This window comes from Streptomyces sp. NPDC033178 (assembly GCF_055577685.1).
On the sequence record NZ_JBVIPT010000021.1, the window covers coordinates 170,717 to 185,147 of the forward strand.

The 14,431-nt window shown below is 71.5% G+C and carries 11 protein-coding genes; 5 read left to right on the top strand and 6 right to left on the bottom strand.

Annotation, left to right across the window (positions count from 1 at the left end; all coding sequences use genetic code 11):
- Window positions 1-24: 24 nt before the first annotated feature.
- Complete coding sequence (locus ACZ5VQ_RS40255; RefSeq protein WP_469109352.1) at window positions 25-1,677, bottom strand: hypothetical protein; 1,653 nt, start codon at window positions 1,675-1,677, stop codon at window positions 25-27.
- Between the two features lie 221 nt (window positions 1,678-1,898).
- A complete protein-coding gene (locus ACZ5VQ_RS40260) occupies window positions 1,899-5,927 on the bottom strand; it encodes a molybdopterin-dependent oxidoreductase (RefSeq protein WP_469109353.1) in 4,029 nt (1,342 codons plus the stop codon).
- A gap of 353 nt (window positions 5,928-6,280) precedes the next feature.
- On the opposite strand from ACZ5VQ_RS40260, the gene ACZ5VQ_RS40265 reads away from it, so the two are divergent.
- The 4 genes from ACZ5VQ_RS40265 to ACZ5VQ_RS40280 all read left to right on the top strand — a co-directional run bounded on the left by ACZ5VQ_RS40265 (window position 6,281) and on the right by ACZ5VQ_RS40280 (window position 9,124).
- On the top strand, window positions 6,281-6,670 hold the full coding sequence (locus tag ACZ5VQ_RS40265; RefSeq protein ID WP_200395422.1) for a cell division protein SepF: 390 nt from the start codon (window positions 6,281-6,283) through the stop codon (window positions 6,668-6,670).
- A gap of 233 nt (window positions 6,671-6,903) precedes the next feature.
- Window positions 6,904-8,097, top strand: coding sequence for an AAA family ATPase (locus ACZ5VQ_RS40270; RefSeq protein ID WP_469109329.1), 1,194 nt, complete (start codon window positions 6,904-6,906; stop codon window positions 8,095-8,097).
- Window positions 8,094-8,426, top strand: a complete 333-nt coding sequence (locus ACZ5VQ_RS40275) for a nucleotide pyrophosphohydrolase (RefSeq protein WP_469109330.1) — start codon at window positions 8,094-8,096, stop codon at window positions 8,424-8,426. The genes ACZ5VQ_RS40270 and ACZ5VQ_RS40275 overlap by 4 nt, the downstream gene beginning before the upstream one ends.
- A 236-nt stretch (window positions 8,427-8,662) precedes the next feature.
- Entirely contained in the window at window positions 8,663-9,124 is a 462-nt protein-coding gene (locus tag ACZ5VQ_RS40280) for a DUF6099 family protein (protein WP_362085578.1), read from the top strand.
- Between the two features lie 100 nt (window positions 9,125-9,224).
- On the opposite strand, the gene ACZ5VQ_RS40285 is transcribed toward ACZ5VQ_RS40280, so the two are convergent.
- Complete coding sequence (locus ACZ5VQ_RS40285) at window positions 9,225-9,383, bottom strand: hypothetical protein (protein WP_469109331.1); 159 nt, start codon at window positions 9,381-9,383, stop codon at window positions 9,225-9,227.
- Window positions 9,384-9,619: 236 nt separating this feature from the next.
- On the opposite strand from ACZ5VQ_RS40285, the gene ACZ5VQ_RS40290 reads away from it, so the two are divergent.
- The gene (locus ACZ5VQ_RS40290; protein ID WP_469109332.1) at window positions 9,620-10,543 is read left to right on the top strand and encodes an LLM class F420-dependent oxidoreductase; all 924 of its coding nucleotides are present in this window, start codon (window positions 9,620-9,622) and stop codon (window positions 10,541-10,543) included.
- A gap of 191 nt (window positions 10,544-10,734) precedes the next feature.
- Here the strand turns inward: ACZ5VQ_RS40290 and ACZ5VQ_RS40295 are convergent, their stop codons facing one another.
- From ACZ5VQ_RS40295 to ACZ5VQ_RS40305, 3 genes are all read right to left on the bottom strand, one after another.
- Window positions 10,735-11,388 carry a response regulator gene (locus ACZ5VQ_RS40295; RefSeq protein ID WP_469109333.1) on the bottom strand — a complete coding sequence of 218 codons (654 nt, stop codon included), beginning with the start codon at window positions 11,386-11,388 and terminating at the stop codon, window positions 10,735-10,737.
- Window positions 11,389-11,392: 4 nt separating this feature from the next.
- Window positions 11,393-12,889 carry a sensor histidine kinase gene (locus ACZ5VQ_RS40300; protein ID WP_469109334.1) on the bottom strand — a complete coding sequence of 499 codons (1,497 nt, stop codon included), beginning with the start codon at window positions 12,887-12,889 and terminating at the stop codon, window positions 11,393-11,395.
- 108 nt (window positions 12,890-12,997) lie between these two features.
- Window positions 12,998-14,275 (bottom strand): hypothetical protein, encoded by a 1,278-nt coding sequence (locus ACZ5VQ_RS40305; protein WP_469109335.1) that lies wholly within the window; start codon window positions 14,273-14,275, stop codon window positions 12,998-13,000.
- Window positions 14,276-14,431: the final 156 nt, after the last annotated feature.

The window sequence follows — 14,431 nt, forward strand, 5'->3', positions numbered from 1 at the left end:
GCCGAGCCCTGACCCCTCCCGGGGTCAGGGCTCGACCCGTACGTCCGTGCTCGACAGCGTCATCGGCTCCCCCGTGAAGGCCCGCAACCGGATCCGTACACCGTGCCGGGGAAGCGTGAACCCGCCCGTGGGCGGCCGGAGTTCGTACGTCGCCGAGGTGTGGCGGGCGAGGGCGGCCGGGCCTCGTGCCACCGACCAGTAGCGGGACATGCCCTGACCCGTGGTGAGGGTGAAGTGGGGCCGCAGGTCGTCGTCGCCGAGGTTGGTGACGCGCACGGTCAGATCGGCCAGGGCCGTGCGGCCGACGAGGCGTTCATCGAGCACGGTCATGCGGAGCGGCGGCGCGCTCGTCGCCGCGACGGTCACGCCCGCCGCCGCCGGTACCAGGAGGAGCACGCTCAGCCCGGCACGGGCGCGCCGCCCGAGCCCGAGCCGCGGCTGCCACGCCGTCGCGAACGACGCGGGCGGCGCGGTGAGGGCCGCCGCCACCCACAGCGGTGTCATCAGCAGGTAGTAGCCGTCCTGGGAACGGGTCGCCAGATAGAACGCGCACCAGGGCAGGACGGCCGCCGCAGGACCGAGACGCCGTGCGAACAGGACGAACAGCGCGAGCAGGGCCGCGGCCAGCAGCAGGCTCGCGTACGAGTACCAGACCAACCGGCCGCTGCCGTCCGTGAGGTAGAGCGAGATGCCCACCAGACCCTGGCCGTGGACGACCGCGCCCTGGGTCAGCGGCAGCGCGATGCCGGAGAGCCAGTCGTGGGGCTGCCGCACGATGAAGTACGTGTTGATCAGCAGCCAGACCGTCGCGGCCACCGCCACGAACCGGCCCACGACACGGGCGGACTCGCGCGGCCCCAGCTCCCCACGGCGCACCGCGTAGATCCCGGCAAGCAGGAACGGCGCCAGAAACCACGGCAGTTGCTGCGCCGCGCACGCCGCCCCGAGGCATGCCGCCCGTGCCAGACCGGCGGGACCGAGCCGGCCGCCTGCTCCCGTCCCCGGCCAGCGCACCACCACCGGCACGAGCAGCGCCAGCGCGACGACCGCCGGATAGCCGAGCCGCGCGTAGTCGGGGAGCAGCCCGAAACCGAGGCACACCAGAGTGGCCGCGGACCGCCAGGGAACGGGCAGCAGCCACCACATGACGACCGCGCCGACCAGCAGAGCACCGGTGCTCACCAGCGTCGCGGCCGTCGCCCCGTGCCCCACCCCCACGAACGGCGCCGTGAGCAGCACGGACAGGGGCGGATAGCCGTACGTGAAGTCGTAGCCGCCGGTCGCCGTCGGCGTGAGCGCCACCCCGTGGCCGAACAGCCCGGGCCACGGCTGCCCGTAGACCGGGAGGCCGTGGGCCAGTTGCCGCGCGGCCCGTGTGGTGAGCAGGGACTCGTCGCTGCCGCCGTGGTCCATGGCGTACGCGCAGAGGGTGAGCGTGACTGCCGTGACGAGGACGCACAGGTCGAGCCGGGCGAGCGAACGGCCGCGGCGTACCACCAGGACCAGGACACCTGTCGTGAGGATCGACGCGTAACAGACCGAGATGACCGCTGCCACGAGCGGGCGGTGGCTCGCGGCCTGCGCCCACACCGGACGCGTACCGATGAAGAGGCCGATGTCGGCGAGCAGGGTCAGGAGCCGGTGCCACTGCGCGGGCGTCTCGTCCGCGGACGACACCTCCGACACCTGCGCGGGTGTCCGCAGACCGGCTGTCGAGGGCCTTGTCTCTGTCACGTACACGGCATCGGAAGCTAGTGCGCGGTGGTGAGCACCAGGATGCCGGAGGTGAAGAGCCCGGTGTGAGGCCGGTAAGAGCAACCCGTGGCCGCTCGGCGGGGGGGCATCCCCCGCAACAAGCTGCTCCACAAGCCGTTCCCGAAGCCGCCGCTGAAGAGCTGTCAGTAGACATCCCTGACGTACCGCTTGTCCGCCGCGAGTTGCTTCACGTACGCGGCGGCCTCGGTCTCGCTCAGGCCGCCGTGCGTGACGGCGATGTCCCGCAGGGCCCGGTCGACGTCCTTGGCCATGCGGGAGGCGTCACCGCAGACGTAGAAGCGGGCGCCGCTCTGCAGCCAGGACCACAGTTCCGGCCCGTGCTCGCGCATCCGGTCCTGGACGTAGACCTTGGCGCGCTGGTCGCGGGAGAACGCCGTGTCCAGACGGGTGAGGGTGCCGTCGTCGACGAAGCCCGTCAGTTCGTCCTCGTAGTAGAAGTCGGTGGCCCGGTGCTGCTCGCCGAAGAACAGCCAGTTGGGCGCCCGGTGGCCGAGGGCCCGCCGCTCCTGGAGAAAGCCGACGAAGGGCGCGACCCCGGTGCCGGGCCCGACCATCACCATCGGGGTCGCCGGGTCCGCCGGGGGCCTGAAATGCGGGGAGCGCTGCACGAACACCGGTACCGGCGTGTCCGGTTCGGCGTCGGCGAGGAAGGGCGAGCAGACACCGCCGCGGACCTGTCCGCCGAGGTTCTCGTACCGCACGACGGACACCGTCAGCGACACGAGGTGCGGATCGACGAGCGGGCTGGACGATATGGAGTACAGGCGTGACTGGAGCCGTTTCAGGACCCCGGCCCACTCCTGGGCGCTCGCCCGTACGGGGTGCTCGGCGATGACGTCGACGGCCTGCCGTCCCCAACTCCACTTGGCCAGCCCGTCCTTGTTGTCCGGGCGCAGCAGCCTCTTCAACTCCCGGTTGTCACCGGTCCGTTCGGCCACGAAGCGCAGCAGGTCCGGGGTGATCCTGGTGATGTCGAGATGGCGGCCGAGCGCGTCGGCGAAGGAGGTGTTGCCAACTCCGTTCACATCGACGGTCGTTGAGGCGTCCAGCCCGGCCACCTCCAGCCATTCCGCCACCAGAGTGGGGGAGTTGACCGGCCGCACACCGAGCGCGTCCCCGGCCTCGTACGTCAGCGGGGTCTCGCTGTCCCTCGTGTCGAAGGTGAACCTCCGGACCTCCTTGCCCGCGCCGGGCAGGCTGAGCAGCCGGTTGCCGGTGAGCCGGGCGGTGACGGGGGCGGGCTTCCGCGACGCGGGTGGAGCGCTCGGAGCCGGTGCGGGAGCGTCCTGCTGACCGGGCACGAGCGCGGTGAGCACCTGGTCGAGCCAGGCCTGCGCGGAGGGCTCGTAGTCCGGCTCGCAGTCCGTACGCGGAGCGAGCCGCACCCCTCCCAACTCGTCCAGCCGCCGGTCGAGTCGGCGACCGTGCCCGCAGAAGTCGTCGTACGAGGAGTCTCCGAGGGCCAGTACGGCATAGCGCACGCCGTCCATGCGCGGCGGCTCGGAAGCGGCCAGCGCGGCCCAGAAGCCGGAGCCGTTGTCGGGCGCGTCTCCGTCGCCGAACGTGCTCGTGATCAGCAGCAGATCCGCCCCCGGCGGCAGCGCACGAGGGTCGGCGTCGTCCATCCCGAGGAGCGTCGCCCGGTGCCCGGTCGCGGTGATCCGCTCGGCCGCCGCGACCGCGAACTCCTCGGCGTTACCGGTCTGCGAGGCCCAGAGGACGACTACTTCGCGCAGGGGAGTGGCCGGGGCCTGCTGGGCCGGTGCGGTCTGAGCCGCTCGCGAGTACATCCCGGCGAGGACGCCGTTCACCCACAGGGCGTGGTCCGGGCTGAAGGGGGCGTCCGGCGGCAGTACGGGCACACCGGGGGCGCCCGCGGGAAGCCCGGCGAGGAATCCGGTGAGGTACTGGCGTTCCTGGGCGGTGAGGACGGGGGGAGGAGCGGGCGTGAGGCCGAGGGCACCGGCCATCTCAGCCCCTCCGGCGTTTGAGGAGCGGGGGCCTGGGGGCAGCGCCCCCAGCGGGGTACGGGGCAGCGCCCCGCTTTCGGGAAGGGGTGGGGTGGGGGAGGAAACCCTCACCACCGAGACCGCACACACCTTCAACTCCGGCTGAAACGACACAGGATCAACGGCGTCACTGGTGACGGCATTGACGCTCAGATACTCCCCGAACAGGTCGTTCCAGTGGAACGGCGCGAACAGGCACCCCGGCTGCACCCGGTCCGTCACCACCGCGGGCAGCACGGCCCGCCCCCGCCGCGAGGCGACCTCGACCCGGTCACCCTCGGCCACGCCGAGCACCGAGGCGTCCTCCGGATGCACCTCCACGAACGGCCCGGGATCGAGCTTGTTGAGCTTGGCCACCCGCCCCGTCTTGGTGAGCGTGTGCCACTGGTGCTGAAGCCGTCCGGTGTTGAGCACGAAGGGAAAGTCGTCGTCCGGCATCTCGGCGGCGGGCATGTGCGGCCGGGCATGGAACACGGCCCGCCCACTGGCCGTGGGAAAAACCGGACCCCCATCCACGGACTCCACGTACCGGATCGGATTCCGGTCGGCCCCGTCCTCCCGCGCGGCCGGCCACTGCACGGACGTCTCCCGCAGCCGCTCGTACGTCACACCCCGCAGATCCCAGCCGGTCTTCGGGTTCCACGCGCGCTTGATCTCCTCGAAGATCTCCTCCGCGCTCTCGTACGAGAACCCCTTCTCGTACCCCATCGCGCAGGCGACCCGTGCGATGAGCCGCCAGTCCGCGAGGGCCTCGCCGGGCGGCTCGACGGCGGCCCGGGCGAGCGTGAGGTTGCGCTCGCTGTTGATGAGGACGCCCTCGGTCTCGGTCCACATCGCACCCGGGAGGACGACATCGGCGTACGCGTTGGTCTCGGTCTCGGCGAAGACGTCCTGCGTGACGACGAACTCGGCGGCCTCAAGACCCTCGATGACGGTCCGGCGGTTGGCCACCGAGGCGACGGGGTTGGTGCAGATGATCCAGCAGGCCTTGATCTCGCCGTCGGCCATCTTCTGGAACATCTCGATCGTGCCCTTGCCGACCCCGTCCTTGCGGAGGGTGTCCGGCGGCAGCTCCCACAGCTCCTCGACGAAGGCACGCTCGTCGTCGACGAGCACGGACCGCTGCCCCGGCAGACCGGGCCCCATGTACCCCATCTCGCGGCCGCCCATGGCATTGGGCTGCCCGGTGAGCGAGAAGGGCCCGGACCCCGGGCGGCAGATCGCACCGGTGGCGAGATGCAGGTTGACCAGCGCGTTCGTGTTCCAGGTGCCGTGTGTGGACTGGTTGAGCCCCATGGTCCACAGGCTCATCCACTCGGCCGCTTCGCCGATCAGCCGCGCGGCCTCACGGATGTCGTCCTCCGGGATGCCGGTGGTCTCCGCGACGACCGCGGGCGGGTAGTCGGCGAGGAAATCGGGCATGGCCTCCCAGCCCTCGGTGCGGTCCGCGACGAAGCCGGGATCCGTGTGCCCGTTCTCGTGGAGGAGGTACAGCAGCCCGTTCAGCAGGGAGAGGTCCGTCCCCGGCCTGATCCGCAGGAACAGATCGGCCTTGTCGGCGGTGGCGGTGCGCCGCGGGTCGACGACGATCACCTTCGCGCCCGCCGACTTCACCCGGTCCATCATCCGCAGGAACAGGATCGGATGGCAGTCGGCCATGTTCGAGCCGATGACGAGGAAGACGTCCGCCTTCTCGAAGTCCTGGTACGAGCCGGGCGGCCCGTCGGCCCCCAGCGACAGCTTGTAGCCGGCGCCCGCGCTCGCCATGCACAGCCGCGAGTTCGACTCGATCTGGTTCGTCCGTACGAACCCCTTGGCCAGCTTGTTCGCCAGGTACTGGGCCTCCAGGCTCATCTGCCCGGAGACGTAGAAGGCGAAGGCGTCGGGACCGTGCTCGTCGATGATCGCGCGCAGCCGCCGCGCCGTCTCGGCGATCGCCGCGTCGACGGGTGCCGGCACCGGCTCCGCCCCGCGGTCGTCCCGTACGAGGGCGGTGGACAGCCGTCCCGGCGCGGCGAGCATGTCGGCGGTGGTCGCGCCCTTCGTGCACAGCCGGCCGCGGTTCGCCGGATGCGCCTTGTCCCCGGACGCCTTCAGGACCGTACGCCGACCGTCGGGGCCCATCCCGATGTCGAGGACCATGCCGCAGCCCACACCGCAGTACGAGCAGACCGTGCGCACCTGCGACGTGGGGGTGGTGGTGCTCACACGCTGCCTTTCTCCGGCCTTTCCGAGCCTCTCCGAGGGGAACCTCGGTCCATGAGCGTACGAATTGCCCGTTACGCCTGTGTCACGTGACGCGATCATGAGGAGTTACACGCGCCACACAGCCGCCGTCGGCAAGGTGTGAGGGAACCCGGAGGTGTGACAGGGGTGTGAGGGGACGCATAGGGGCGCGGTCCGCCGCGGACCGTGTCGCATTGGGCCGAACGGGTGATCATGCGCAAGAATTGCCCGGTGCAGGCAATCAGTGCGAGTCAGGTCGGGGGGAACCGGTGAACAGCCACGACGTCACCGATGAACAGTGGGAAGGACTCGCCCAGGTCGTACCGCTGCGTGGTCGCGACGCCTGGCCCTCGGCGGTCGGCCACCGGGCCATACCGGAGGCGGAGACCGAGGCGCGACGCCGTTTCGTGGTGCTCCGGGTCAATGTCTTCGCGGACGCCCGCGAGGTCGCCGAGACCCTGATGGCCGGCATCCCGGTCCTCCTGGACCTCACCAGCGCCGAGACGGACGTCGCCAAGCGCGTCCTCGACTTCAGTACGGGTGTCGTCTTCGGCCTCGCGAGCGGGATGCACCGGGTCGACCGGAACGTCTTCCTGCTCACACCCCCTGGAACCGAGGTGCGGGGGCTGATGGAGGGGGCGGGGATTCCCGGGGTGTGACGCGCGGGGTCCGACGTTCGGGGTGCGGCTCCTGGGGTGCGACGCTCGGGGTGTTGCGCGCGGGGCGTGATTCCTGCGCCGGGATGTGACGCGCGGGGTGTTGTACGCGGGCGTGACTCCGGGGCGTGATTTCCGGCGGGCCGGGGTGTCAACCCTCGGTCCGGTCCCCCGTTCGTAGGAAGGTTTCGCGGACGAAACGGTTCCGCCTGGTCGCGGAGCCCTACCGTCCGGATATGACCGTGTCATCTCTCGGGTCCCGCGCGCAGGCCGAGGCGCGTCCGGACCGGCCGAGCGTCGTCGAACTGAGGCTCACCGCGTTCGCCGCGCACCGCCGCGCCGGATTCCCGCTCGGACCGCTCAGCCTCTTCGCCGGCCCCAGCGGCAGCGGCAAATCAAGTGCCCTGCGGGCGTACGAGGCACTCGCCCGGCTCGGCGGCGGCGCCGAACTGGACGAGGTGTTCCCGGACCCGGTCGCGTGCGTGCCGGAACGGGCCCGCCCCGACGCCCAGCGGCGGCGCGGCTTCCGCATCGGCTGCACGGCGGACGGCCCCGAGGGTCCCGTACGGCTCGACGTCGCCGTGCAGGCCGAGCCCGAACTGCGCATCGTGGGCGAGCGGTTGACAGCGGGCGGGCTGACCCTGCTGGAGACCGCGCTGCGCGATCCGAGCAGGCGATCCGTGCAGGCGGCCTGGCACACGGCCGGCTCGTCCCCGGTGACCCGGGCGCCACTGCCCGACGACCGTCTCGGCACACCGCTCCTGCCGCTCCGAGTCGCCGGAAAGACGGACGGCCAGCGCCAAGTCCTCGCAGCCGCCGAGCAGATGGTGGTCGCCCTGCGGTCGGTCTTCGCCTGCGACCCGCTGCCCCGTTCCATGCGCACGGCGGTGCCGCTCGGCGCGGGACGGCTGCTGCGCGGCTGCGGCAACCTCGCCGAAGTGCTGTGGCGTACGCGGTCGGAGTGCGGGCGTCGGCACGGGCTTCTGGTCGACGCGGTCCGCGCGGGATGCGCGGGCCCGGTCCTCGACCTGCTGGCCGAGCGGCCGGTCGGCGATATCGGCAGGATCGGCGGTATCGGCGGGATCGATGGGACGGTCCAGGCGCTGCTCGACCGGGGCGATGGGCTGCGCACACCGCTCGGGCGGCTGGGGGACGGGGAGTTGAGGTACCTCGCACTGGCCCTGGTGCTGCTCACCGGGCCCGGCGTGCTGGAGGTCGACACGGCGGGCGAGGTGCCCGCGGCCTTGCAGACGCTCACCGTTCTCGCCGACGGCTTCGACCGCGATCTGGACGTACGGCAGCGGGAGGGGCTCGTACGGCTGGCGGCGCGGATGTGCGAGCGCGGGCACATCCGGCTGGTGGGGGCCGTGAGCGACGCGTCCTGGGCGGCGGGGGTGGGCGGCGTGACGGTGGTAGACCTTGAGCCGTGACCGAACTTGATGTGGCGATGTTGCAGCGCAGGCTGGCCGAGTTCGCGGCGGCGCGGAACTGGGAGCAGTACCACACGCCCAAGAACCTCGTCGCCGCGCTCAGCGTGGAGGCGTCCGAACTCGTCGAGATCTTCCAGTGGTTGACGCCCGAGGAGTCGGCCCGGGTGATGGACGACCCGGAGCGGGCTTCCCGTGTGACGGACGAAGTCGCCGACGTGCTCGCGTACTTGCTGCAGGTGTGCGAGGTGCTCGGTATCGATGTCCTTGCGGCGCTCGATGCGAAGATCGACCGGAATGAACGGAGGTTTCCGGTGGGGGAGGGGTCGTGACAGTCCGCTTGATGGCCGCTTCATGTCCGCATGGCTCCATGAGGCGCCCCCGAAAAGGGACTTGAAGACCCTGTTTGTCACTCTCCGGAGTTGTTGATCTGTCCACAATCAATTCCGTGTCCACAGATTTCAGGCTTCCTCTGGCTTTTCGTCCCGATGCACTTCACTCTGGGTAGTGGACAGGCGGAGTTCGGGCAGGCGTGTGAAGAGCGCGTCGGGACAGACGGGGTCAGCGCATGGACGCGGTGCGGCTCATCGGCGCGAGCAGGTGTGCCCTGATGGGGAGCGCGGACGCTCCCGGGATCATGGCGGAGGCCTGGCAGGCGCAGGCCCTCGCCCAGGCGATAGGCAGTCGGCTGGCGGTGTCCGGGCCGCCCGAATTACGGGGCGAGGCGCTGGGGTTGACCGAGTTGGCGGGGCGGGGGTGCGGGGTGCTGGATGCGCCGGTGCTCGATGTGGGGAGGCTGCGGGCCGCCCAGCTCACCGAGCTCGGCGATGCGCGCCTTGCTCTGCTCGACCTCGGGGGGTTGCTCGGCGAGGTCGGGATAGCCCTCGTCGGGATAGCCTGCGCGGCCACCGACGAGGGGACGTACTGGCAGTGCATGGAAGCGATCGACGCGGCGGACGAGTCCCGGGACCGGGTGCTGGAGATGCTCCGAAGACTTGCGGTGCGGGATCAGGGGGCGGCGGCGGGGTAGGGGGATTCTTTCGCCCCCGCCGCCCCTTCCCATTCCCGTCCCTTTTCGGGGGCCAGCCCCCGAACCCCCGCTCCTCAAACGCCGGAGGGGCTGATTTTCATCAGGCTCGGTCGAGCCCCTCGGCCGGGTTCGGGCGCTCGGCCGACTGTTGGAAATCCGCGTCGAGTTGGGACAGATCCGCGTTGAGCGCCGCCATCAGCTCCTCCATCTGCTGCAGCAAACCCTTGGGCTGCGATGACGGAACGGCTTCCTGGGACATGACGGCCTCCTCGGCCTTCGCCCTCCCCCACGGGGAGAACCAGCAACGCACCGGCCGACCGCCGGCGACGGGTGCCGGGCGGTCCGGCTCCGCCCGAGCCAACGATCACCGCCCAGACGGGTCACTGGCCCGGTATCCCCCACGCACACGGTTGACGGATTTTCACCCGACCGGGGACGCGGAGGACCGGCGGGACCGATGGGGTTGACCGACGTTCGACCGTGCAGGATGGAGGCATGGATCTTCGAATCTTCACCGAGCCCCAGCAGGGCGCCACCTACGACACCCTTCTCGCTGTCGCCAAGGCCACCGAAGACCTCGGCTTCGACGCGTTCTTCCGTTCCGACCACTACCTCCGCATGGGTTCCGCGGACGGCCTCCCGGGCCCCACGGACGCCTGGATCACCCTCGCTGGACTTGCCCGCGAGACCAAGCGCATCCGCCTCGGCACACTGATGACCGCAGGTACGTTCCGCCTGCCCGGCGTCCTGGCGATCCAGGTCGCCCAGGTCGACCAGATGTCCGGCGGCCGCGTCGAACTGGGCCTGGGCGCCGGTTGGTTCGAGGAGGAGCACAAGGCGTACGGCATCCCCTTCCCCAAGGAGAAGTTCGCCCGTCTGGAGGAGCAACTGGCAATCGTCACCGGGCTGTGGGAGACGAAGGTCGGCGAGACCTTCAGCTTCGACGGCACGTACTACCAGCTCACCGACTCGCCCGCGCTGCCCAAGCCGGCACAGCCCAAGGTGCCCGTGCTCATCGGCGGTCACGGTGCCAGCCGTACCCCGCGCCTCGCGGGCCGTTACGCCGACGAGTTCAACATGCCGTTCGCGTCGGTCGAGGACAGCGAGCGCCAGTTCGGCCGGGTGCGGGCGGCGGCGGAGGACACCGGCCGCAAGGGCACCGACCTCGTCTACTCCAACGCGCTCGTCGCCTGCGTCGGCAAGGACGACGCGGAGGTCGCCCGCCGCGCCGCCGCGATCGGCCGCGAGGTGGAGGAGCTGAAGGCGAACGGGCTGGCCGGTACCCCGGACGAGGTTGTCGAAAAGATCGGCCGCTACGCAGAGGTCGGTTCCCAGCGGGTCTACCTCCAGATCCTCGACCTCGACGATCTGGACCACCTGGACCTGATCTCCTCCCAGGTGCAGTCGCAGCTGCAGTAACGGGGGGGGGTGGTCGCGGTTCGGTAATCCGTCGGCCGGTGACTGTCATGAGGCTCGTCCCGGTCCCTGGCCGACGGAAGCACCTTGGCGGGGACCGGGACCGGGACCGAAACCCGGCCGAGGAGGCAGGACCGGGAACCGAGGGCCGCTCCCCCTCGTGAGCGACCCCTGTCTGTGCCGCGGACCCCGCCTCAGCAGTCGGCCAGCAACCCCGCGTCATGGGCCAGGACCGCTGCCTGGACGCGGTTGGCGCAGCCGGTGCGGGTCAGGATCCGGCTGATGTGGGCCTTGACCGTGCCGGCGCTCATGTACAGCTGGTCGGCGATCTCCGCGTTGGACAGACCCGTACCGAGCAGCCGCAGGACATCCCGTTCGGCCGGGGTCAATTCCTCGGTCCTGTGCAGGGCGGCCTCGGTGTCACGGCCGGACCGCACGTGCCGTTCGAGCAGTTGGCGGGTGATCCGGGGCGCAAGGACCGGCTCCCCCTTCGCGGCGAGCTGCACGGCGCGGATCAGTTCGGTGGGACCGGTGTCCTTGAGGAGGAAACCGCTCGCCCCGGCCCGCAGGGCCCGGGTCACGCTCGCCTCCTCGCCGAACGCCGTCAGCATCACCACACATGTACGGGGCGAGAGCCGGGCGATGTCCTCGGCGGCCGCGATGCCGTCCCGGGTCGGCATCTGGATGTCGAGCAGGGCGACGTCGATGTCCTGGGCGCGGCAGGCCGCGGCGGCCTCCAGGCCGTCGCCCGCTTCGGCAACGACCTCGATGTCGTCGGCGTTCTCCAGGATCAGCCGGATTCCGACGCGCATCAGCGCTTCGTCGTCGGCGACCAGCACTCGGATCATCAGCTCATCCTAGGGCCGCCATCACCAGCAGGACGATCAGGAAGCCCGCCGTGGGCAGGACGACGAGCACCGCCGTGCAGCCGGCACCGAGGACACGCGGCCAGGTCAGGGTCTGGGCCGACAACGGGGAGTTGGACCCCGGCCGCCAGGTCTCGCCGTTGCCGGAAGGAGGGCGGGGCGCGGGCGGAAGGGGTTCGGCGCCGGTGTGGGTACGGGCTTCCGAGGGCATGGGCACTGGCCCGTTCGGCGCGTGGAACGGCAGCCATGCCGTCACGCGGAAGCCGCCGTCCGGCAGGGCACCCGCCCCGAAGGTGCCGCCGAGCAACGAGATCCGTTCCTGAAGTCCGGCCAGCCCGCTGCTCGTTCCCCCCTGGGAGTCGCCCGGCACGCGTGGCACCCCGTTGGTGACGTACACCTCGATCCCCGCGTCCGTGCCCTTGACCTCCACCAGGGTGGGCGCGCCGGACGCGTGTTTCAGCACGTTCGTCAGCCCTTCGCGGACCACCCGGTGGATGGCTTGCCGGACACGGGCGCCCACCTCGACCGTGTCGGGCACCGACCAGGCCAGCTCGACGGGGCCGCCACCCGTCTGCCCGGACTGGGCCACCAGGGCGGTGATGTCCTCGTACGTTCCCCGGTCGCCCCCGGTCTCGTCCGCGGGGTCCGACAGGTCCGAGTGCCGCAGGACGCCGAGGATCTCGCGGAGCTCCTCCATGGCCGTTCCCGCGGTCGTGCGCAGCAGCTCCACCTGTCCGGCCAGGGGAGGGGCCTGGCGTGCGGCGGCGAGTTCCAGCGCCCCGGCGTGCACCGAGATCAGGCTCAGCCGGTGGCCCAGGAGGTCGTGCATCTCCCGTGCGATCCGGGTCCGTTCCTCCATCCGGGCCGCCGCGGCGGTCAGCGTACGGGTCTGCTCCAGATAGGCGTTGCGCTCCCGCAGGAGGTCGACCAGGGGCCGTCGCCGACCCAGCATGGTGCCGGCCAGGGTGGGGAGCAGCAGGAGGAGTACGGCGGATACGGCGTTCTCCGCCAGCTTCATCGGCAGGCTCTCCCACCGGAACAGGCCCCCGGCGACGGTCAGTCCGCCGAGCGCGGCGCAGGCCACCCCGACGATCCGCCATGCGCGCCGCGGCGGCGCGATACGGCGGGTGGCGGACAGCACGATCAGCGGTACCACCGCCAGCACCCATACGTTGGCACCCGCCGGCAGCGGAAAGGTGCCCAGGACCGCGGCGACCGGCCGGCCGCGCCGCGCGGCGACGAGCAGCACCGCCCACAACGCCTCCAGCACCGCGAGCACCGGCCGGTCCGGCGGTATCAGCAGCAGCGGGATCAGCCCGAAGGCCGCCGCCAGGGCGCACACCAGTCCCTCGGCGACGACCGTACGGCGTGGAGCGGCCCGTACCGCGGCCCGGATCCCGGCCGCCTCGCGGCGCAACCGGCGTGCCGGACCGGTCAGCCCGCGCGTCGGTGGTCCGGGCAACTGGCTTTGTTCTTCCGTCACTTGACTCATGTTCGCCTCTGCCCCCGGCATCGCGGATCCGCGCGTCACGGATCCGCCGAAGGAACGGTATCCACGGCAGGTAGGAGTGTTGCCGGGCGGTCCCCGATGTCACGCGCCCGGCCGCAGACCCAGCTCCGCCCGCAACGCGGCGGTGTACACCCGCTCGGCGGCCAGCAGCCGTCCGACCGTCCGGCCCTCGTCCCCCGCCTCGGCGTCGACCGCGGGCGCTTCGAGCAGCGCGGCCAGCAGGTGGACCGTACCGACCGTGGGCGAACCCTGCTCGGCGGCGATGAGCTGCGCGGCCGCCCTGGCCTGCTGGGCGGAGTCGGAGAGCTGTGTCTGGTCGAGGCCGCCGACCGGCGCGTCGATGGTCGCCGAACGCGCCAGGAACCCGTGCCGTACGCCGTGTCGGCGCAGGAGTTCGGCGGCCGTACTGACGGACGCGAGGTCCTCGGGCAGCGACCGGCCGGCAACCGCCAAAGCCCGGTCCAGGGCCAGGATTCCCAGCAGGAGGTCCACGGGCTCCGTCCTGCCGCGCCCGTACCGCGCCACCTGCCGTGCGGCCTCGACGGTCACCGCGAACATCACCGGTGAGCCGTAGATGGACGACCCGGCGGTCCACGACGTGATCGCGCGGGACAGGCGGTTGCCGCTCCTGCCCAGCGTGCCGGCCCTGCGGAGAAGCAGGACGCCACGGGATTCCGGTCCCTCGGTCTCCGCCAAGGCCTTCGCGTCCAGTGTGTCGAGTGCCGAGGCCGCGGCGGCCAGGTCCAGCCTCTCCACGACCATTGCTTCCCGGGCGCGGCTCGCCGGCAGGTTCAGCAGGGCCCGCGCCACGTGCCGACAGCGCACCGCGACCGTCCCTTCGGCACGGGCCGACCTGAGCGCGAGCAGCAGACACATCCGCGTCGCGTCGGTCATCCCCGGCAGCGACCGGCTGCTCTCGCCGGCCGGTTCTTTCGCTTTGCGCGAGCCACGCGACTGGCTGTTCCTGAGTCCGAGACGCCACTGCGCCTCGCGCCAGGCGGCGGTGACCTCGGCCTCGTCCTCGTCGGTGGCGTCCACCGGAGTGCTGCCGTACCCGTCGTCGTTCGCCCAAGCAGCTCCAGCGCTCCCGGCCCGGCCCGCGACCAGACCGCTGACCGAGCCGGCCTTCCGCATCCCGGGGGCTATCGCCGAACCGGCGTCCGTCTCACCCATCACGAGCGCGGACAACAGGTTCTCGGTGCCCACGGCCGACGACTCGAACTTGACCGCGCCGCGCAGCGCCTCCACGAGCAGTTCCACGACGTCGAGCTCGAACTCCGTGGGCGCTCCGGCCAATGCGGCCGACCCGGCCATGGCGGTGGCGTCGGTGTGTACTCCGGTGGTCGGTCGCTGGTGCATCGAGCGTTCCCCTCGGGCTGCGGTGGCCTGACGAGACCGACGCTAGACGGCCACCACACGCCACGGCGTCGGCCGACCGGCCAAGCTCGCGGTCCGACCGGCCAGGCGTGCGGTCCGATCGGCCCGGGCGTCGTCCGCGTGCAGCAGGGACTGCAG

Coding starts and splice junctions, on each gene's coding strand:
- ACZ5VQ_RS40270 (WP_469109329.1), top strand. CDS start 6,904: ATGACCGTGTCATCTCTCGGGTCCCGCGCGCAGGCCGAGGCGCGTCCG.
- ACZ5VQ_RS40290 (WP_469109332.1), top strand. CDS start 9,620: ATGGATCTTCGAATCTTCACCGAGCCCCAGCAGGGCGCCACCTACGAC.
- ACZ5VQ_RS40260 (WP_469109353.1), bottom strand. CDS start 5,927: ATGGTCCTCGACATCGGGATGGGCCCCGACGGTCGGCGTACGGTCCTG.
- ACZ5VQ_RS40295 (WP_469109333.1), bottom strand. CDS start 11,388: ATGATCCGAGTGCTGGTCGCCGACGACGAAGCGCTGATGCGCGTCGGA.
- ACZ5VQ_RS40305 (WP_469109335.1), bottom strand. CDS start 14,275: ATGCACCAGCGACCGACCACCGGAGTACACACCGACGCCACCGCCATG.
- ACZ5VQ_RS40280 (WP_362085578.1), top strand. CDS start 8,663: ATGGACGCGGTGCGGCTCATCGGCGCGAGCAGGTGTGCCCTGATGGGG.
- ACZ5VQ_RS40285 (WP_469109331.1), bottom strand. CDS start 9,383: ATGTCCCAGGAAGCCGTTCCGTCATCGCAGCCCAAGGGTTTGCTGCAG.